17 protein-coding genes are annotated in these 18,392 nt (G+C 64.3%); 14 read left to right on the top strand and 3 right to left on the bottom strand.

The window, feature by feature from the left end; all coding sequences use genetic code 11:
* Positions 1 to 223 precede the first annotated feature (223 nt).
* The 5 genes from ACSFDB_RS08905 to ACSFDB_RS08925 all read left to right on the top strand — a co-directional run bounded on the left by ACSFDB_RS08905 (position 224) and on the right by ACSFDB_RS08925 (position 6,207).
* A complete protein-coding gene (locus ACSFDB_RS08905; RefSeq protein ID WP_440771098.1) occupies positions 224 to 1,816 on the top strand; it encodes an ABC transporter substrate-binding protein in 1,593 nt (530 codons plus the stop codon).
* Positions 1,817 to 1,894: 78 nt separating this feature from the next.
* Entirely contained in the window at positions 1,895 to 2,875 is a 981-nt protein-coding gene (locus tag ACSFDB_RS08910; protein ID WP_440770642.1) for an ABC transporter permease, read from the top strand.
* On the top strand, positions 2,872 to 3,813 hold the full coding sequence (locus ACSFDB_RS08915) for an ABC transporter permease (RefSeq protein WP_440770643.1): 942 nt from the start codon (positions 2,872 to 2,874) through the stop codon (positions 3,811 to 3,813). The genes ACSFDB_RS08910 and ACSFDB_RS08915 overlap by 4 nt, the downstream gene beginning before the upstream one ends.
* Positions 3,810 to 4,886, top strand: coding sequence for an ABC transporter ATP-binding protein (locus ACSFDB_RS08920; RefSeq protein ID WP_440770644.1), 1,077 nt, complete (start codon positions 3,810 to 3,812; stop codon positions 4,884 to 4,886). The genes ACSFDB_RS08915 and ACSFDB_RS08920 overlap by 4 nt, the downstream gene beginning before the upstream one ends.
* Positions 4,879 to 6,207 carry an ABC transporter ATP-binding protein gene (locus ACSFDB_RS08925; protein ID WP_440770645.1) on the top strand — a complete coding sequence of 443 codons (1,329 nt, stop codon included), beginning with the start codon at positions 4,879 to 4,881 and terminating at the stop codon, positions 6,205 to 6,207. The genes ACSFDB_RS08920 and ACSFDB_RS08925 overlap by 8 nt, the downstream gene beginning before the upstream one ends.
* Before the next feature lie 12 nt (positions 6,208 to 6,219).
* Here ACSFDB_RS08925 and ACSFDB_RS08930 read toward each other — a convergent pair whose 3' ends face one another.
* Positions 6,220 to 8,040 (bottom strand): Rieske (2Fe-2S) protein, encoded by a 1,821-nt coding sequence (locus ACSFDB_RS08930; protein WP_440770646.1) that lies wholly within the window; start codon positions 8,038 to 8,040, stop codon positions 6,220 to 6,222.
* 152 nt (positions 8,041 to 8,192) lie between these two features.
* On the opposite strand from ACSFDB_RS08930, the gene ACSFDB_RS08935 reads away from it, so the two are divergent.
* Positions 8,193 to 8,516, top strand: a complete 324-nt coding sequence (locus tag ACSFDB_RS08935; protein ID WP_440770647.1) for a nuclear transport factor 2 family protein — start codon at positions 8,193 to 8,195, stop codon at positions 8,514 to 8,516.
* Between the two features lie 49 nt (positions 8,517 to 8,565).
* On the opposite strand, the gene ACSFDB_RS08940 is transcribed toward ACSFDB_RS08935, so the two are convergent.
* The gene (locus ACSFDB_RS08940; RefSeq protein WP_440770648.1) at positions 8,566 to 8,739 is read right to left on the bottom strand and encodes a hypothetical protein; all 174 of its coding nucleotides are present in this window, start codon (positions 8,737 to 8,739) and stop codon (positions 8,566 to 8,568) included.
* Positions 8,740 to 8,893: 154 nt separating this feature from the next.
* A complete protein-coding gene (locus ACSFDB_RS08945) occupies positions 8,894 to 10,039 on the bottom strand; it encodes an MBL fold metallo-hydrolase (RefSeq protein WP_440770649.1) in 1,146 nt (381 codons plus the stop codon).
* Between the two features lie 172 nt (positions 10,040 to 10,211).
* On the opposite strand from ACSFDB_RS08945, the gene ACSFDB_RS08950 reads away from it, so the two are divergent.
* The 8 genes from ACSFDB_RS08950 (at position 10,212) to argS (ending at position 18,363) form a co-directional block, all read left to right on the top strand.
* Positions 10,212 to 10,745, top strand: coding sequence for a DoxX family protein (locus tag ACSFDB_RS08950; protein ID WP_440770650.1), 534 nt, complete (start codon positions 10,212 to 10,214; stop codon positions 10,743 to 10,745).
* A gap of 194 nt (positions 10,746 to 10,939) precedes the next feature.
* Positions 10,940 to 11,218, top strand: a complete 279-nt coding sequence (locus ACSFDB_RS08955) for a hypothetical protein (RefSeq protein WP_440770651.1) — start codon at positions 10,940 to 10,942, stop codon at positions 11,216 to 11,218.
* A 103-nt stretch (positions 11,219 to 11,321) separates the two neighbouring features.
* A complete protein-coding gene (locus tag ACSFDB_RS08960; protein ID WP_440770652.1) occupies positions 11,322 to 12,851 on the top strand; it encodes a stage II sporulation protein M in 1,530 nt (509 codons plus the stop codon).
* 155 nt (positions 12,852 to 13,006) lie between these two features.
* Complete coding sequence (locus ACSFDB_RS08965; protein WP_440770653.1) at positions 13,007 to 13,966, top strand: succinylglutamate desuccinylase/aspartoacylase family protein; 960 nt, start codon at positions 13,007 to 13,009, stop codon at positions 13,964 to 13,966.
* 1 nt (position 13,967) lies between these two features.
* Positions 13,968 to 15,080 carry a pyridoxal-phosphate dependent enzyme gene (locus ACSFDB_RS08970; RefSeq protein ID WP_440770654.1) on the top strand — a complete coding sequence of 371 codons (1,113 nt, stop codon included), beginning with the start codon at positions 13,968 to 13,970 and terminating at the stop codon, positions 15,078 to 15,080.
* A gap of 67 nt (positions 15,081 to 15,147) precedes the next feature.
* Positions 15,148 to 15,687 carry an NUDIX domain-containing protein gene (locus ACSFDB_RS08975; RefSeq protein WP_440770655.1) on the top strand — a complete coding sequence of 180 codons (540 nt, stop codon included), beginning with the start codon at positions 15,148 to 15,150 and terminating at the stop codon, positions 15,685 to 15,687.
* Positions 15,688 to 15,784: 97 nt separating this feature from the next.
* A complete protein-coding gene (gene udk, locus ACSFDB_RS08980; RefSeq protein WP_440770656.1) occupies positions 15,785 to 16,465 on the top strand; it encodes a uridine kinase in 681 nt (226 codons plus the stop codon).
* Positions 16,466 to 16,575: 110 nt separating this feature from the next.
* On the top strand, positions 16,576 to 18,363 hold the full coding sequence (gene argS / locus ACSFDB_RS08985; RefSeq protein ID WP_440770657.1) for an arginine--tRNA ligase: 1,788 nt from the start codon (positions 16,576 to 16,578) through the stop codon (positions 18,361 to 18,363).
* Positions 18,364 to 18,392 lie beyond the last annotated feature (29 nt).

Raw genomic sequence — 18,392 nt, forward strand, 5'->3', positions numbered from 1 at the left:
GCCGTCGTACGTGATTTATGATGTGATAACGCAATGACGAGTTGTGCACCTAATTGTTGGCTGCCTGTTCAAAATATCTGCTGTAATGATTCCAATTGTATATCTTCTACGAGAGATTTATATAGTATCGGTAAAGACCTATTGGGGTAGAATGGCAGCGAACAACACATCACGGAGAACGTTATTGAAAGGTGCGGGGATTGGGGGAGTCGTCGGACTCACGATGGGCATTTCCGGCTGTCTCGGCACGGACGACGGAACGGACGTCGAAGGTGCAGAGGAGCTCGCCGACGAAGTTCCGGAGATTCACTTGCTTGCACCGACTGCAGGCGTCAACCCGTTCCGAAACGAACTCGCCTCGATGATCGCTGAAAACTGGGAAGAGATCGGTTTCGAGGTCGACCTCGACGAACTCGAGTTCGGTGCTCACGTCGATCAGGCAGTCGTACAGCAGGACTTCGACGCGTCACTCCTCGGGTGGGGTGGGACGCCGGAACGGATCGACCCTCACACGTTTATATACGACATGCACCACTCCGCGAACACGCAAGAGGGTGGTCGAAACACGCCGGGGTACGCAAACGACGAGTACGACGAACTGGCGGAGCTGCAAGTGACACAGCCGGACGAAGACGAACGCCAGCAAACCGTCTACGAAGCCCAAGAGATTATCGCTCGGGATCAACCCCGAACGTACATCGCGAACGAAGGCGGCTACCACCCGTACGCGAGCGCTCGAGTCACCGACATCGAACCGACGCTGGGTGAAGGGCTCAACTCGTTCTGGAACATGATTTCGGCGACGCCGGTCGGCAGTGATACGGTCCGCTTTGGCTATCCCGCAGCGATCAACTCGCTGAACCCGATGCTTGACCTGGCGACGCCGGACCGCCAGTTCGTCCGCCTCATCTACGACCAGCTGTTCCGGATCGGTGAGGACGGGCTCCCAACGCCGTGGCTCGCGGCGGACGATCCCGAGATCGAAGACGACGGTATGACCTACACCGTCGAGATCCGCGACGACGTGACCTTCCACGACGGAGTGGACCTCACGATCGACGACGTCGAGTTCACGTACGAGCTGTACGCCGACTCGCCGACTTACGGCTCGCTCGTCGACAACATCGAGGAGATCGAAACCTCCGGAAACGAGATCACGTTCCACCTGAACGAACAGTACGCACCGTTTACGGCCAACGTCCTCGGCCAGGTGTACATCTTCCCGGAACACATCTGGGGCGACGTCGATCCGGATGATCTCGCCGACTTCGAGGACGAAAACTGGATCGGCAGCGGACCGTTCCAGTTCGTCGACTGGGAGCGCCAGTCGGAACTGCAGCTCGAGGCGTTCGACGATCACTTCGAGACGCCGAATGCCGACAACTTCATTCGGATCCCCGGCTCGAACACCGCACAGCTCATCGGCGACCTCGAATCGGGACAGCTGGATATGGTCGGAACGGTCCCGCAACCGACGGCCGTCGACCGCGTCAGGGACGACGACGATCTCGATCTCGCGGAGTTCGAAGACATCGGCTACGTCAAGATCGCCTACAACATGCGTCGTGAGCCGTTCGACGACCGTCACCTTCGACGTGCACTGTCGTACGGCGTGCCGAAAGAGGAGTACGTCGAGTTCGTTCGCGACGGCATGGGGACGGTGACACACTCGACGATCTCCGAACACAACGAGTTCTGGCACAACCCCGACGTCGAGGAGTTTTACGAGGACCTCACCGCTGCCAGAGAGGAACTGGCCGAAGGTGGCTACGGCTGGGACGACGACGGACGACTCCACTACGGCGCAGATCAGTAACCAGTACAGATCGACCGTTACAAGCGTATTTGACTGCAATACTATGACATATTTGACAACCAAGGGGGAGAAGGTGCGATGGGACTGAGGGAGTACGTCGTCCGACGGTTTCTCCAGCTTATCGTCACCTTCTGGGCGTTCTTTACGCTCCTGTTCGTTCTCTTCCGGATGATGCCCGGCGATCCGACCTCGATGTTCATCCTCGACGGGATGACCCCGGAACAGCGCGAGCAGCGGATCGCAGAACTCGGGCTGGATCAGCCGCTGTACGTCCAGTACGTCGAGTACATTAGACAACTGCTCACCGGCGACTTCGGCCAGTCGTTCATCTACCGTGAGCCGGTGACCGATATCATCCTCATCCGGTTTATGAACACGATCGTACTGATGGGGACAGCACTGGTCTTCGCATACCTCATCGGGGTTACGTTCGGCGCCCTTATGGGCTGGTGGCGCAACTCGCGGTTCGAACGCGGCGGGATCATCGTGACGCTGATGGCCCGTTCATCGCCGGAGTTCTGGGTCGGCATCGTGCTCCTCTCGGTGTTCGTCTTCTGGCTCGGCTGGTTCCCCTCGAGTGGGATGCGGACGACCGGCGGCGAACTCGGTGGCGGCTTCGTCGCCAGGTACGGTTCGCTCGACTTCCTCAGACACCTCTTCCTCCCGGCACTGACGGGGGCGATCGTCTATCTGGCGACGCCGACCCTGTTGATGCGGAGTACGATGCTCGACGTCCTCAACGCCGATTTCATCGAGATCAAGAAGGCGGAGGGGCTTCCGGAGCGGACCGTGCTGTACAAGCACGCCGCACGGAACTCGATCCTCCCGATCGTGACCGTGGCGGCGATCGCTACCGGCGCTGCGATGGGCGGTTCGGTCGTCATCGAGACGGTGTTCAACTGGCCCGGCATGGGACGCGAGATGGTTCGTGCGGTGAACAACAACGACTACCCGGTCGCGATGGCGGCGTTCTTCCTCATGGGATCGGTCGTGATCCTCATGAACTTCGTCGCCGACCTGGCCTACGTCTACCTCGATCCGAGGGTTGAGTACGAATGAGCACTGGCACGACGTCTCCAATCGACAACGCGGCAAGCACCATCGGCAACGGGATCGACTACGTCCGAACCAAACTCGAGGTGTTCGAAGGCGACAGGCTCGGCCAGATCGGATTGGCCACGCTGTTCGTGTTCCTCGTGATCGGCATCTTCGCTCGGCCGACCACGATCGAGTTCCTCAATCTGACGATCCCGGGGATTGCACCGCACGATCCGGGTGAGCGAGCCGTCGGCGGCCGTCTCGAGTCTCCGTCGGCCGCCCACCCGCTGGGGACGACCGACATGGGCCGCGACGTCCTCTCACAGGTGATCGCCGGCACTCGCGTGACGCTCCTCGTCGGGAGCCTCGCGGCGTTTATGGCCGTCTTCATCGGAACCAACGTCGGCCTCGTCAGCGCCTACTTCGGCGGCTGGGTCGACGACGTCCTGATGCGGATTACCGACATCGTTTACGGCGTTCCGTTCCTGCCGTTCGCGATCGTTCTCGTGGCGATTCTCGGCAACAGTCTCGTCAACATCATCGTTGCGATCGTGTTGATTCTGTGGCGATCGACGGCCCGCGTGATCCGCTCGCAGGTGTTGAGTCACAAGCAACGGCCCTACGTCGAGAGCGCACAGGCCATCGGTGCCGGTCACCTGCGAATCATGTATCGACACATCCTCCCCAACGTGTTGCCGCTGACATTCCTGTACGCGGCGTTCGCGGTCGGCTGGGCGGTCATCGCCGAGGCGAGCCTTTCGTTCCTCGGCTTCGGCGATCCGAACATGCTCTCGTGGGGTGAGATGATCTACAACGTGTACACCGCAAATGCCATCCGCGAGGCCTGGTGGTGGGTCTTCCCACCCGGCATCTGCATCATGCTGTTCGTGATGTCGGTGTTCTTCATCGGTCGCACGCTCGAAGAAGTGGTCAACCCCGAACTTAGACACCAAGAATGACGCTACTCGATATCACCAATCTGAAGACGTACTATCGGGCCGAGGACGGCTGGGTCCGTGCGACGGACGACGTGTCGCTCTCGATCGAAAGGGGTGAGACCGTCGGACTGGTCGGCGAGAGCGGCAGCGGAAAGACGACGCTCGCCAAGTCGATCATCCGCCTGCTGCCCGACAACGCCGAAATCGTCGACGGCTCCGTCGCGTTCGACGGCACCGAAATCACGGAGCTCACCGACTCGGAGCTGCGCAAACAGATCCGCTGGTCGGAAATCTCGATGATTCCCCAGAACGCGATGAACGGCTTCGACCCCGTCTATACCGTCGGCCAGCAGATCGTGCAGGTCATCCGGTATCACGAGGACGGCACTTCGAAAGCCGAGGCTCGAGAACGGGCACGATCGCTGTTCGACGAACTCGGAATCGAACCCGACCGCGTCGACGACTACCCGCACCAGTTCTCCGGCGGGATGGCCCAGCGGGCGATGATCGCGCTCGCACTCGCGCTCTCGCCGTCGCTCGTGCTCGCAGACGAGCCGACGACGGCCCTTGACGTCGTGATCCAGGACCGCATCCTCGAGACGATCAAAGAGATGCAAACAGAGCTGAACAGCGCGATGATCATGATCACCCACGACATGTCGGTCGTCAGCGAGACCTGCGACCGCATCGCCGTGGTTTACGGCGGTCGCATCATCGAAATCGCCGACGCCGAGACGATTATCACGAACCCGCGCCATCCGTACACGCTCGGTCTCCGGAACGCGTTTCCGGACATCAACGACGACGATCAGGAACTGATCTCCATCCCGGGTACGCCACCTGAACTCGTCGATCCGGGTGAAGGCTGTCGATTCGCTCCGCGCTGTCCGTTCGCCGAAGAGGCCTGCTGGGAGGTGACGCCGGAACCCGAATCGTACGGCGACGGTCACGAGGTCGAATGTCACCGCGCTGACGAAGTCGAGCTCCTACAGACGGAAGCTGGAAAGAAAGAAACCTGGCTCGAGCAGGATATCGGTCGGCCCGACGATCCCAACGCGGATCGAGCGACAGCCGAGGTGGAGTCCGATGACTGACGCCCTCGAGTACGACTCGGCGACCGAGACGGACGAAACGTACAAACTCGAGGTGGAGAACCTCGAGAAACACTTCCCCGTCAACAGCGGCATCGTCTCGCGGCTCCTCCACGGCGAGAGCAACAAGGCAGTCAAGGCTGTCGACGGCGTCTCGCTGGGGATTCGCGAGGGAGAAGCGTTCGGCCTCGCCGGCGAGTCCGGCTGTGGAAAAACGACGCTCGGCAAGAGTGCAATCAGGTTGATCGAGCCCACGGGTGGAAAAATCTACTTCGACGACAAGGAGATCACCGACGCGAGCGGCAGCGAACTGAACCAGTTCCGTCGGGAAGCACAGATCATCCACCAGGACCCCTACCAGTCGATCAATCCGCGGTTTACGGTCTACAAGTGGGTCAAGGAGCCGCTCGACGTCCACGATATCGGCACGGCCGAAGAGCGCGACGCGCGGGTCTACGAGACCATCGAGCAGGCGGGGCTGCGACCGGCCGAGGCCTACGCACACGAGTATCCGAGCGAGCTGAGCGGCGGCGAACGCCAGCGCGTCGGCATCGCTCGCGCGCTGGCCCTCGAGCCGTCGTTCCTGCTGGCCGACGAGCCGGCGAGCATGCTCGACGTCTCGATCAGGGCGAGCATCCTCGATCTGTTCAAGCGGCTGCAGACGGAGCTGGGGCTGACGGCGGTCTACATCAGTCACGACCTCTCCCTGCTCAAGCACATGTGCGACCGGATCGGCATCATGTACCTCGGCGAACTGGTCGAGGTCGGGCCGGCGGACCAAATCATCAACGATCCGAAACACCCCTACACGCAGGCACTGGTCTCCTCGGTGCCGCGGATCGACCCCACCGAAGAGCGCGAGCGAATCGAACTCGTCGGCGAGGTTCCGGACCCAATCGACGTCCCGAGCGGCTGCCGATTCCACCCGCGCTGTCCGAAACTCGTCCAGCCGGACGGCTACGAGATGGAGCAAGACCACTGGCGGGCGGTCGCGAACTTCCGCTACGACCTGTTGGGCGACGACGTGACGTTCGTCGACGACACGGCGGACAAAACCCCCGAAGCGATCCGCGACTCCTACGACATCCCGGCCCGGCTAACGGATGCCGACGCCGAACGCGTGCTCGCGGACGTGCTCGAGACGGCGACCGCAGGCGACCGCGAAGCGGCTCGAGACCGTCTCGAGACCGAGTTCGCCACCCCCTGCGAGCGCGGAACGATCGAGACCTATCAGGTGGAGCCGGACCAGACCGCGAAGTGCGTTCGGTACGACGACGACTCGCGCTACGGTCCCGACGGCGGTGGGACGATCAGCAGCGACTGAGGCTTCGACCACCTACTCGTTTTCTTCGTGAATCGCCTCGCCGCGGTTGAGCCGCGAGGCGATGGTAAACGTCTGCTCGGCCTCCCGACGCGTCGGGAAGTGTGCCGCCATGTAGCGAGCGGTTGCGATCATCGGCACGCGCCGTCGTCGCTCGCGGTCGACGGTCGACTCGACGCCCTCGGTCCCTTCGTCGCGCTCGCCTGCGTCCGCCAGATCGAACTGTCGGAACGCCGCCTCGAGGTTCTGTAGCGTGTGAAAGCCCGAATCTTCGCGCAGTAGTCCGTGGCCAAGCGTCCGTTTCAGCGCCGCGGCATCGCCGTCGCAGTCGAAGAACTCGGCGACGAGTCGGCCGGCCTCGTTCACCTCGCCTTCGGTGTCGAACGTCGCCAACAGGTCCTCGAGTATCGCGTCCGGTTCGCGGCCGGTCTCGTTGTCCCCGGCCGCCGGAATCGGCGCGGGCGGGGTGTTGAGGAACCGATCGAGGTAGACGTTGATCGCGGCGTCGAAGACGCCGCGGTAGCACTCGACGGCGTCCGTCCGTTGGGCGAACTGGTGGACCGCGTTCGCGTACGTGAACGTGTGGTGGACGGTGTTCCAGTCGCTGAACTCGTTCGCGGTGCCGAACTGGGCGACGCGCGTGGCCGCGGCGTGGGCGACTTCGGCGGCGAGCGCCTCGCCCGTCGCTCCCTCCCGAACGGCGTCGGCGAGCGCGTCGACGACGGCTTCGGGCTCGTCCCCGAGCAGGGTGTCCTGAAAGTCGTCCGGAACGGTCCACGTTTCGTCCGCCCCTTCCCGCACGAGTTCCTCGAGACCGCTCGTCTCGCTCACGTCGCCGCCGTAGACGTCCTCGAGCAGCGCGACGAGATCCACCGGCTGTCGCCAGGACGATCGCTCGTCGCTGCGGCTGGCGGTGACGAGCGGTTCGACGAGGCTCGCAAGCGCCTGGTCGGCGTGGTCCCAACCGGCGTGGTCGAGGCTCTCGAAGGCCGTGTTGGCGAAGTCGAGGACGTGGCCGGTCGAGAGGTAGGGGTGATCGGTCGCGCCGGCGACGAGGAGTTCGGCGAGTTCGGCGTCGGACCGGCCCGACGCGACCGCGGTACGGAGACAGCGTTCCGCCCCGTCGCGGTCCCGAACCTCGACGCAGTCGCGGAACCACGACTTCAGTCGGTCGAAGGCGACGTCTTCGGTCGAGAACGACGGCTGGTCGAAGTGCGGCGGTTCGCCAGCGCAGTCGCTTGCGACGTGCCGGACGCCGGTGTACAGCGCTCGCTTTCGGTCCTCGGGTGCGAGGTCGTCGATCACGTTCGCCATGCAGCCCAGAATCGTCAGCCCGGAGCCCCAGCCCGACTCCCGATATCGGGTTCCGAACTCGAGCGTCGTCGCCATCGGCTCCCGATAGTCGACGCCGGCGTCGAGCAGGCCGATCGTCGACTTCGCGACGACGAGTCGGAGGTTCTCCTCGAGGCCGGTCTCGAGGCGCTCGGTCCAGTGTTCGGCCGGCGGCAGCTCGCGGGGCGGGTTCGGATTCACGTAGACGGTGTCGTCCCGAATCTCGACGGGGTAAGTCTGCACGTCGTCGGCCCACGGATCGAACGTGTCGCCACAGGAGAGTTCGAACCGCGCGTGGTGCCAGTGGCAGGTGAGGATCCCGTCGTCGACGGTACCCTCGACCAGCGGGAACCCCATGTGGGGACAGCGGTTGTTCACGGCGCGGATCTCGCCTTCGTGATGGAACACGGCCAGCGGCGTCCCGTCGATGCTCACCAGTTCGCGTCCGGTTTCCTCGAGGTCGGCCACAGACACGGCCGCCCGAAAGTCGTCCGTCGTTGCCATGTATGAGTCGTCGACACACGCGCCTGTAAGCGTTCGCTGAAACGGCTTACAGTAACGCAGTTGATAGCTTCCCGAACCGATCGTCTCGAACCCGCCCGCGAGCAGTCGATCGAACTGTACCCTTTTGCCTGTCGCACCGAAACGGTCGCTGTATGGACCCGGAACCCCTCGTTCGGCAGTACTACGACGCGCTCGATCGCCACGAGTACGACGTCCTCGAGGACGTCCTCGCGCCCGAGTTCGTCCAGCGACGGCCCGACCGGACGTTCGAGGACCGGGAGTCGTTCGTCCGGTTCATGCGCGAGGACCGACCGAATCCCGACACCAGTCACGAACTCGAGGCGGTGGTCGCCGACGGTGAACGGGCCGCGGCCCGCGGACGCGTCCGCGACGGCGAGCGAGTGCTGTTCGAGTTCGCGGACTTCTTCGATCTCGAGGACGGTCGGATCACCGAACTCGAGACCTACTCGCGGTGACGCGGCGGCGCTCTACGCGTCGTCTGAACGGAGCTTCAAAAAGGGAAGACTAGCAGAACTGTACCCAGTAGGTGTGTCCGTTCGAGCACGTCACTTTCGTCTGTTCGCCGAACGCTGCGACGGAGCGACTGGGTTTCGGTTCGACGTCGTCACTGGGGAGTGAAATACTTGAACGGGTCGCACACTCCGGGCACTCGACCTGGTGTATCGCTGTTGTTTGCATTGCGGTTCACCGTGGGTCTCTATGACACGATACTACATAACCAATTCTCAGGCGCGTTGGCTATTCCGGATACGGTCCGCTCGAGTCGTCTCTCGGACAGAGACGCGCCCGACCATGGCGACACTCGCTCGCGTAATTAGTGTCGCCCCTCGACTCAGGCCGAGCAGTTGTTCGGCCCTAACTCGAGTTCGACCCGCTCTTCGGGCGGACGCTCCGTTACCCCGCGATTCAGGTCGATAATCTCCTCGTAGTTCGCGGGCTTCTCGCCAGCGTCGGCCATTCGCTGGACGAAGGCGTCCTCCTCGAGTCCGAGCAGGTCGATCCCCGTCCGCGCGTCGCGAACAGTGGTCGCGATCGGTTCACCCGGCGACCCGTGTTCGAACTCGCCCTCTGCCGTGACGGTGACGTGTCCCGGCAGGACGGTGATCCCCTCCGGTTCGGCCAGCAGGGTGCGGTGCAGCGTCTCGTAGAGCATCCGGGCTCCGCGCTCCCCTTGGTCGTCGCTGAACTCGAGTTCCGTCCGGCCCACGGAATCGACGTGCAGGGTGTCGGCGGTCAGCAGCGCCGCGTCGTCGACGAGAACGTTGATCATCTCGCTGGTGTGGCCCGGCGCGACCACGGCCTTGACCGCGAGGTCGCCGACGTCCAGTACCTCGTTTCGCTCGAGGGGCGTGAACTCGACCTCGACGCCGCGCTCGGCGGCGCGGGCACCGAGGTAGTAGGGAGCCTCGAGGCGATCCGCGAGGTCACGGCCGCCGGAGACGTGATCGGCGTGGACATGCGTGTCGATCACCCCCGTAATCGAGAGTCCGGCCTCCTCGGCGGCGACCTCGAACTCGTCGACGTCACCGGTCGGATCGACGACGACGGCCTCGCCCGTCGCATCACAGCCGACGACGTAGCCCAGACAGCCCTTCGCGCGTCGTTGGATCTGGACGATCGTCAGCTCGTCGTCGCGGGTGTCGATCGTCACGTGATCGTAGACCCCGCTCCAGCCCTTCATCCCGCCCTCGACGGTCTGGAGGTCGTAGGCGTCGGTGGCCGACTCGAGTTGGGTTGCCAGATTCCCCGAGGAGATCCCCTTCGCGCAGGTGGTGATCACCCGGTCGGCGTCGCCAACCAGGTCCTCGAACTCCTCGAGGCGGCCGTCCAGTTCCTCCTCGGGACCGAACGGGAAGTGTAGCGCCCCGGAGATGTGCCAGGCCTCGTAGCTGTCTTCGGGACGGGTATCGACGAGGGTGAACGCCGCGCCGTTGTCAATGAGTTCCGCGAGTCGATCCGCAGAGAGCGTCGTGACCATATCCGCCCGTACGCCGTCGCGCGACGTAAGCTTCGGCACAGCGGAACCGTGGCAACCGTATATAGACCCTCTATATAGTGGTATGTATTGGCGCCATCCCCATATAACAGGAATTGTAATTCGGATTCAAGTAACTAGCCAGCCTCTCTTTAGCTGTAAGAGGTGACCGACAATGACAACGACTGCGGTTAATCGGTTGGAAAGCCGCCTCGGTGGCGTGACGCTCGAGGGGCGACCGCACCACCTCAGCGCGTGGGCGATTCTGGGTCTCCGACTGCTGATGGGCTGGGTGATGCTGTCGGCGGGCTGGGGAAAGGTAACCGGTGAGTTCAGCGCCCACGGCTACCTCGCGAACGTCGATCCGGCGAGTCCGGCGAGCGGACTCTTCGGGACGATGGCCGAGAGCGCCGCGCTGATGGGAGCGATCGACGTGATCGTCCCGGTCACGCAGGTGCTCATTGGCCTCGCGCTGATCGCCGGCGTCTTCGTTCGGCTGGCCGCGCTCGGAGCAGCGACCCAGATGGTCCTGTTCTACTTCGGCAGCTGGGACGTCGCCGGCGGGCTGGTCAACGACCAACTCGTCTACGCCGCGGTCTTCCTGACCCTGGGCGCGCTGGCGGCCGGTCGGATCCTCGGCGTGGACCGCTACATCGAACAGCACCCGATCGTCGAGCGGGTACCGCAACTGCGGTATCTCCTCGGCTGATCGTGATCCGCCTCGCCCACCGTCACATTTCTCCCCGTCTCCCCTCGTTCTCAGCTACTGCTCCCGTTTTCAGCTGACGGCGTCCCTCCTCACAGTGGGTTTTCGACGCCGTAAGCGGTCGAGTGGCGGTGTTTCCGACTCGAGATCGATGTCACAAAAATTACGTTCGCTCGAGGACAATCGACCTCCAACGAATGTCATCGATTCGCCGCATACTGAGGGGGCTATTGGCTAGCGTCGTCGGAATCGTCGTTATCGGACTCCTCGCGACCATCGTCTTCACTGTCGCCATCTTCGTCGTCTCGACCGGTGCCGGTCTCGCGGGCTACGATCCGAGCGCGGATTTCGTCGTCCTTTCGGCCGCGCTGGTCGTCGTCTCGGTCATCCTCACCGGCGGATTCACCCCGCGACTCTCGGGCGGGAGTTCGGACGATGATTCGAGCGATACGTTCGACGACCGGACGTTCAACTGAGCCGCGGATCGACGACTGGCCTCTCGACGGTGTCGTAACGCGACTGTCCTCCACCCCCGACCGATAGAGGTTCATTTATCTGATAGACGAACAATGTCTCCGTATGTCCCTCTCTGACTCGGTCACTGCCGCTATCGCCGCGCTCCGTCGCCGGCCGTCGGATCTTCTCCCGTGGTACCTGCTCGGGGCTGCCGTCCCCGCCATCGTCCGTCTCGTTCCGTTTCTCGCGATCGCCGTCGGATTCGTCTACCTCGAGACCACCGGCCGACTCGCGACGATTCAGGACCAACTGCACGGAATCGACAGCCAGCCGCCGGATCCGGACGCTGACCAGGAGGCGTTCGACGAGTGGGTGAGCGGCTTCGAACCCGTCTTCGAGCAGGTGTTCACGCCCGGAATAGCCGTGCTCATCCTCGTGACGATCGGACTGTCGGTCCTGCTGTTTCTCGTCCTCCTCCCGATCGTCAGCGCCGGACAGCTCACCGCCTGTAGCGCCCGGCTGATCGACAAGCGGGGCCTGACGGCCGGTATCGCCGGCGCGCGCCGCTACTGGCTGCGATTTCTCGGCCTGTACGTACTCGAGTTCCTGGCGTGGATCGCGGTGTTACTCACGATCGGGACGATGGTATCCATCGTCGCCGTGATCGCGCTGGCGGCGACCGGTGCGGGGGTGGTCGCTGGGCTGATCGCGCTCGTGGCGGTGCTCGTCCTGTTCGTCGCGCTCGCGGCCGTTCGAGCGGTGTTCGCGTTCGCACCGGTCGCCGTCGTCGTCGACGACGCGACGGCGCTCGGCTCGCTCTCCAACACTCTCGCGTTCGTCCGCGCTCGGCCGGTCGGGGCGGGGTTCTACTACGCCGTCTCGCTCGGAACGATGCTCGCGATCTCGGCCGTCTCGGGCGTGTTGTTGCTCGTCGACGTGATGGCGTTCACGTCGCTCGTCACCGCGTTGCTCGTCTTCCCCTTCCTCGACCTCCTGAAGACGGCCCTCTACAACGACTACCGCGGACGCCTGCGACCGCCGGCGAAGCCCGAGCGATCGGTTCTCGGGCAGTTCCGGGCGGGCGCTCGGCGCGGCTGGGACGAGATGGTCGCGTTCGTCCGCGCGACGCCCGGAACGCACGCGCTCGTCGTCGTCCTCGCGTTCGCCAGCTTCTGGGTCGGCTGGGAGGCCGCCGAACCGCTGGCCGGGACCGTCGAGACGTCGATTTCGGCCCGTCTCGAGGGCCACATTCCGCCGGCGGCGGCGCTCGAGTTCTTCGGGAACAACTGGATGGTCGCGCTGACGACGGCCTTCTCGGGCGTCGCGCTCGTCCTCCCGGCGGTCGCCTCGCTGCTGTTCAACGGCGTGTTCATGGGCGTCTACGGTCGGACCGAAGCGGAACCGATGGAGCTTCTCGCGTTCGTGATCCCCCACGGCATCTTCGAGATTCCGGCGATCTTCATCGCGACGGCGGTCGGCATCTGGCTGGGCCGGATCAGCTGGCGGGCGTACCGAGGGCGGGCGACGCGAGCCGAGTTCGCGGACGCGCTCGAGCGCGCGTTCTGGGTACTCGTCGGCGTCGGCATCCTGCTCGCGATCGCGGCGGTCATCGAGGGCTTCCTGAGTCCGTACTACTTCCGGTTGTTCCTCTAGGGTGTCGAACGCGTCTCCTCGCAGACCGCCCGCTCTCGTCGTCGGCCGAGCCGAGACGAAGTGACAGCTATTTTTGGAGAACGACGGCCGTTCGAACCCAGTGCTTGCTGGTGGACACCGAACCAATAAAGACGAACGGGTCCGTCTGCAGGCACATGACGACGACGCTCGGAACGGCGAGCGCTGATCCCGGCGAGATCGATACGGGCCGTCTCGAGGTGGGGGAGACCCGGGATGGGTCACCGTTCGGTCTGCCGGTCGCCGTAATCAACGGCGAACGGCCGGGAAAGACGCTGTACATGCAGGCGGCGAGCGACGGTGACGAACTCAACGGGATCGGCGTGATCCAGCGCGTCGTTCCGAAACTCGATCCGTCGGAGCTCGCGGGAACGATCCTGATCACCGGGATCGTCAACTATCACGCGTTTCAGATCGCCGAACACCGCAACCCAATCGACGACACGAAGATGAACCGGGCCTATCCCGGCAACGAGACCGGCACCTCGAGCGAGCGGATCGCGGCCGCGACGTACGAGGCGGCGACGCGAGCCGACCTGATTCTCGACCTCCACCAGGGATCGACCAGCCGAATGATCGACGAGGTTCGCGTTCGCTGTGGCAAACGCCACCGACTCCACAAGGACTGTCTCGAACTGGCGAAGGTGTTCGGTTGTGGGCACATTTTAGATCAGAAGGGGCCGGACGGCCAACTCGCCCGTGCGGCACCGGACGAGGGGGTCCCGACCGTCGATCCCGAACTCGGCGGAGCCGTCGGCTGGGACGAGGCGAGCATCCAGAAGGGGGTCGACGGCGTCTTCAACGTCCTCACTCACTACGGCTTTCTCGACGGGAGCGTCGACATCGAAGAGCAGACCCGCGCTCGCGGGTTCGAACAGTACGGTGCACCGAGCGGTGGACTCGTCTCGTTCCGGAAGGAGCTGGGCGACCGGGTCCGCGGCGGCGAGACACTGTTCGAGGTGACGACCCCCTTCGGCGAACCGAAAGCCGAGGTGACGGCCGACAGCGCCGGTATTCTCTGGCGCACGCGACGACTGCCGCAGGTCGCGACGGGCGAGTACGTCTGCTCCGTCGCCACCGACATCGACGACTACTAACATGCCTGCAGATCTCACCTGTCCGAACTGCGACATCGTCTACGAAGCGGGACCGAACGAGCCGTGGCGCTGTAACTGCGGCCACGCCCTCGAGTTCACCGAGCGGCCACATCCACAGGGCGACCCGCTTCCACTGCACAGCCTGGATACCACCGAGGGGCTCTGGACGTTTTTCGAGTTCCTGCCCATCGAGAAACACGTGACCTTCCACGAGGGCTTTACGCCGCTCGTTGAGGCTCCCGAGTGGGACGCTCAGTTCAAACTCGAGTACGTCTTCCCGACGGGCTCGTTCAAGGACCGCGGGGCGACGACGACGCTCTCTCGAGCGGTCGAACTCGGCGTCGACAAGGTCATCGAGGACTCCTCGGGGAACGCCGGAGCCGCCATCGCGACCTACGCGGCTCGCGCCGGCATCGAGGCGGACATCTACGTCCCGGCGGACGTCAAGCAGTCGAAGCTGATGACGATTCAGCGGGCCGACGCACGCCCGGTTCGGATCGACGGGAACCGCCAAGACGTGACCGATGCCTGTATCGACGCCGTCGAGTCCGGCGAAGGCTGGTACGCAAGCCACGCCTGGAACCCGGCCTTCTACGCGGGCACGATGACGTTCGCGTTCGAAATCGCCGCCCAGCAGGGCTGGACCGTCCCGGACGCGGTCGTGCTCCCGGTCGGCCACGGGACGCTCTTTCTCGGCGCGTACCGCGGTTTCTCCCTGCTCAACGAGGCCGGTATCGTCGACGGCATGCCCCGGCTGCTGGGCGCACAAGCGACGGGATACACCCCCATCGTCGACGAACTCGACGGACGGCAGACCGAGGGGGACGCCGACGGTGCCGACGGCGCCGACATCGCTGACGGCATCAGGATCGAAAAGCCCGCCCGAAAGGACGAAATTCTCGCCGCCATCGAGGCGACCGACGGCGACGCCATCGCGCTCGGCTCGGATCCCGTCGAGAGCGCGCTCGATCGACTCCATCGGGGCGGCTTCTACGTCGAACCCACCTGTGCGGTCGCCCCCGCAGCGCTGGAGGAGTACCGAGAGCTGGGCGTCCTCGAGGACGACGCGGACGTCGTCGTGCCGCTGACCGGCAGCGGACTCAAAACGCTCTAACTCTCGGCTCGTTGATCGGTCCCGGATTGAAAACGCTTTGATACCCCCGGTGCGGAAACCACGGTAGATGGTCAGCCGTCCAGCCGAGTTCTGTCCCCACTGTGGTACGTCTCTCGAGACGACCGCGTTCGACGGCCGCGAGCGAGAGCGCTGTCCGACCTGCGGAGACGTAGTCTGGCACAACCCGGTCCCCTGTGCGAGCGTCGCGGTCGTCGACCGATCGGCCGAAGTCCCTGCGGTGCTCTGTGTCGAACGAGCCGTGCCGCCGGGCGTCGGCGAGTGGACGATCCCCGGCGGCCACATGGAGGTCGGCGAGTCTCCCGAGACCGCTGCGGTCCGCGAACTCGAGGAGGAGACCGGCGTCGTCGTCGATCCTGGCGCGCTCGAGTTACTCGACGCAACGACGATGCCGCCGCGGGAGGGCAAACACGTGCTGACGGTTCACTACGTCGCGGATCGGGCCGATGCGTCGGGCGATCCGACGGCCGGCAGCGACGCGAGTGCGGCCCGGTTCTGGTCGCCCGACGAGTTCGACGCGTCTGGCGAGACGTTCCGGCCGATTCACGAGGAGCGGTTCCGCGAGGCTGCGGTGTGGTTCAAGCGATAGTTCGGCGAGGGTGCAGTGTGTCATCTGACCTACACCGTCTCCGTCGGATCGAGCCGAGATCAAGGGATTCAATAGCCATCCGACCCAGCATCGGACGATGAGCATACCGTCGTTCGTTATCGGGATCGCCGGCGGGACGGGGGCCGGAAAGACGACCGTCTCGCGGACCGTCGCCGAAACGGTTGGCGAAGCGGTCACCCGTATCCCGCTCGACAACTACTATCAGGACCTCTCGCACCTCGCGTTCGAAGAGCGGGCGGACGTCAACTACGATCATCCTTCAGCCTTCGAGTGGGAGCTTCTGCAGGAACATCTCAACAGCCTACTCATGGGCCAGGCGGTCGAGATGCCACAGTACGACTTCGAGATCCACAACCGCAAGGACGAGCGCGTGACCGTCGAGCCGACGGATGTGATCGTGCTCGAGGGCATCCTCTCGCTGTACGATGACGACGTCCTCGAGATGCTCGATCTGCGGGTGTACGTGATGACCGACGCGGACGTCCGAATCCTGCGCCGGATCGAGCGCGACGTCATCGACCGTGGGCGCGATTTGGAGGGCGTGATCGACCAGTACCTCGGGACGGTCAAACCGATGCACGAGCAGTTCGTCGAACCGACGAAGAAGAACGCGGACGTCATCATCCCCGAAGGCGCGAATCGGATGGCGGTCGACCTGCTAATCGAGAAGGTACAGGCCGAACTCGCGACCGACGGGGCCGAACCCGACCCCGAACTCCCCGCCGAACTGTCGTTCGACGGTCCGAGGTCGGAATAACCGACGATCCCGCTGCTGAGTGACGGGAAACCTCGAGACAGGGGCGGTTGACTCGGCGACGCGAGACGAAACCCGACATTCCTTTACTCGAGCCCTGAATACGAGGCGGTATGTTCCTCTCTTTACGCGCAGAGGTCGAGGCCGCCCTCGAGGGGGCGCTCTCCGAACTCGAGTTCCCGACGGACGACCTCGGGATCGAAGAACCGCCGGAAGACGTCGAGAGCGTGCTCGCCTCGAGCGTCGCGTTCCGACTCGCGAGCGAGGCCGGCGCGCCGCCGCCGCAGGTCGCCGGACAGCTCGCCGACGCGATCGACGCCGACGATCTGACCTACGTCGCCGAGATCCAGACACAGGGGCCGTACCTCAACTTCTTGCCGAGCGACGCTTACTTCGCCGAGACGCTGACGGCCGGTACGAACGAATCCTACGGCGCGCTCGAGGACCGCGAGGAGCGCGTCGTCGTCGAACACACCAGCGCGAATCCGACGGGGCCAGTCCACGTTGGCCGCGCGCGGAACCCGATTATCGGCGACGCCGTCGCGAACCTGCTCGATATCGCCGGCTACGACGTCGACCGCCACTACTACGTCAACGACGCGGGTCGGCAGATGGCCGTCTTCACCTGGGCCTACCAGACCTTCGACGAGGCGGACCTCGACGGCGAGCCGGAACGCGACCGCATCGAGTACGACCTCGTGCGCTACTACCGGAAGGGCAACGCCTACCTCGAGAACGCCTCGGAGGCCGACCGCGAGGCCGCCGAAGCCGAGATCGAGTCGATCATGCAGGGGCTCGAGGCCGGTGACGAGTCGGCCTACGAACGCGTCAGCGAGGTCGTGGATCAGGTTCTCTCGGGGATGAAGGGCTGTCTCGCACGCCTGCCCGCGGAGTTCGACGAGTTCGTCAAGGAGACGCGGTTCATGCGCAACGGCGACACCGAGGATCTCGTCGCCCGCCTGAAAGAGCTCGACGAAGCCGTCTACGAGGACGAGGCCTGGCAGCTCGAGCTCGAGGAGCACGGCATCGACAAGAACCTCGTCTTCCTGCGCTCGGACGGGACCTCCCTCTACGCGACCCGCGACCTGGCCCACCACGAGTGGAAGTTCGACAACTACGACCGCGCAGTGACGGTACTCGGCGAGGACCACAAACTGCAGGCTAAACAGGTCCGGTCCGCCCTCGAGTTGCTCGGAAACGACACCACGGGGCTCCAGCAGGTGCTTTACTCCTACGTCAACCTCCCCGAGGGGAAGATGAGCACGCGTCGCGGCACCGGCGTCGACCTCGACGACCTGCTCGACGAGGCCATCGACCGCGCCCGCCAAGAGGTCGAGGACCGACTGGACGACCGCATCCGCGACGACGACTTAGACGAGGATGATATCGAGCGAATCGCCCACCAGGTCGGCATCGGTGCGGTCCGCTACGATATCGTCTCCAAACAGCCGACGAAGGCGATCACCTTCGAGTGGGAGCAGGCCCTCGACTTCGAGGCCCAGTCCGCGCCGTACGTCCAGTACGTCCACGCACGCTGTTGTGGGATTCTGGAGGAGGCCGGGCTGGATCCGGACACCGGCCTCGCGACGCAGGATATCGAACTCGAGTCGCTCGAGGCCGACTTGCTCGCGACCGAGGCCGAGCGTGATCTGCTCGAGACGATCGCCCGGTTCCCGGCGGTCGTCGACGAGGCGGCCGACGATCTCGAACCCCACCAGATCGCGACCTACACGCGCACGTTCGCCGACCGATTCAACGCCTTCTACCGGGAGTGTCCCGTGCTGGCCGACGACGTCGATCCCGAGGTTCGCGAGGCGCGACTCGCGCTCGTGGCGGCTTCGAAACACACGGTCGCGAACGCGCTATCGATCCTCGGCGTCGAACCGCCGCGCTCGATGTAGCAGCAGCTTCCGGTTCGTTCGGTACTCGT

The sequence above is a fragment of the Natronorubrum amylolyticum genome, assembly GCF_052040145.1.
In the GTDB taxonomy this organism is placed as follows: Archaea; Halobacteriota; Halobacteria; order Halobacteriales; family Natrialbaceae; genus Natronorubrum.

Excerpts from the sequence above, each read along its gene's own strand:
- ACSFDB_RS08935 (WP_440770647.1), top strand. The coding sequence starts at position 8,193 with ATGGACCCGGAACCCCTCGTTCGGCAGTACTACGACGCGCTCGATCGC.
- ACSFDB_RS08920 (WP_440770644.1), top strand. The coding sequence starts at position 3,810 with ATGACGCTACTCGATATCACCAATCTGAAGACGTACTATCGGGCCGAG.
- ACSFDB_RS08925 (WP_440770645.1), top strand. The coding sequence starts at position 4,879 with ATGACTGACGCCCTCGAGTACGACTCGGCGACCGAGACGGACGAAACG.
- ACSFDB_RS08930 (WP_440770646.1), bottom strand. The coding sequence starts at position 8,040 with ATGGCAACGACGGACGACTTTCGGGCGGCCGTGTCTGTGGCCGACCTC.
- ACSFDB_RS08940 (WP_440770648.1), bottom strand. The coding sequence starts at position 8,739 with ATGCAAACAACAGCGATACACCAGGTCGAGTGCCCGGAGTGTGCGACC.
- ACSFDB_RS08950 (WP_440770650.1), top strand. The coding sequence starts at position 10,212 with ATGACAACGACTGCGGTTAATCGGTTGGAAAGCCGCCTCGGTGGCGTG.
- ACSFDB_RS08945 (WP_440770649.1), bottom strand. The coding sequence starts at position 10,039 with ATGGTCACGACGCTCTCTGCGGATCGACTCGCGGAACTCATTGACAAC.
- ACSFDB_RS08955 (WP_440770651.1), top strand. The coding sequence starts at position 10,940 with ATGTCATCGATTCGCCGCATACTGAGGGGGCTATTGGCTAGCGTCGTC.
- ACSFDB_RS08965 (WP_440770653.1), top strand. The coding sequence starts at position 13,007 with ATGACGACGACGCTCGGAACGGCGAGCGCTGATCCCGGCGAGATCGAT.
- ACSFDB_RS08910 (WP_440770642.1), top strand. The coding sequence starts at position 1,895 with ATGGGACTGAGGGAGTACGTCGTCCGACGGTTTCTCCAGCTTATCGTC.
- ACSFDB_RS08960 (WP_440770652.1), top strand. The coding sequence starts at position 11,322 with ATGTCCCTCTCTGACTCGGTCACTGCCGCTATCGCCGCGCTCCGTCGC.
- ACSFDB_RS08970 (WP_440770654.1), top strand. The coding sequence starts at position 13,968 with ATGCCTGCAGATCTCACCTGTCCGAACTGCGACATCGTCTACGAAGCG.
- ACSFDB_RS08915 (WP_440770643.1), top strand. The coding sequence starts at position 2,872 with ATGAGCACTGGCACGACGTCTCCAATCGACAACGCGGCAAGCACCATC.
- ACSFDB_RS08905 (WP_440771098.1), top strand. The coding sequence starts at position 224 with ATGGGCATTTCCGGCTGTCTCGGCACGGACGACGGAACGGACGTCGAA.
- ACSFDB_RS08975 (WP_440770655.1), top strand. The coding sequence starts at position 15,148 with ATGGTCAGCCGTCCAGCCGAGTTCTGTCCCCACTGTGGTACGTCTCTC.
- argS (WP_440770657.1), top strand. The coding sequence starts at position 16,576 with ATGTTCCTCTCTTTACGCGCAGAGGTCGAGGCCGCCCTCGAGGGGGCG.
- udk (WP_440770656.1), top strand. The coding sequence starts at position 15,785 with ATGAGCATACCGTCGTTCGTTATCGGGATCGCCGGCGGGACGGGGGCC.